This is a genomic window from Tamlana crocina, assembly GCF_012037625.1.
In genome coordinates, this window is record NZ_JAAVJS010000275.1 from 1 (window position 1) to 434 (window position 434).

A 434-nucleotide genomic window follows, 5' to 3' on the forward strand; every position below is an offset into this window, starting at 1 on the left:
TACAAATTCTGATTTTAATGTAAGGGACATCAACTCCAAAAATGATATTTTCAAACACTTTTCTTTAATACCGCTGGATTTCCCTTCCAAATCGGGAGAAACTGCAGTGCTTTATTCTGAGATCAATGAGGGAATGGTCTTCGCAGGAAATACTGTGGAAGCCACTTCTTATGATAATGATGGAGATGACATGAACGCAACCGATACCGGAAGCGAAAACAAAAACCGCGGAATTGCAGAAAACTGGAGAACCTTTGACAGGGAATTCAGGTATTTCTTTCCATACATAGGAAAGCCTAAATTCAATCTTTCTGAAGGCCAGCAAAAGGATTTGATCCTAAGGTTAGCCAATGAGGGAACTAAATAATATTTTTTAAGCCCCCCAATTTAACCCAACCAGCCGCCAGAATCTATAGTGAACCATATCTTTTTTG

General features: G+C 38.9%; 1 pseudogene. It reads left to right on the forward strand.

From position 1 onward, the window contains the following. Positions 1-367 (forward strand): annotated as a pseudogene (locus HC176_RS16690) (hypothetical protein); the annotation flags it as partial. Positions 368-434: the final 67 nt, after the last annotated feature.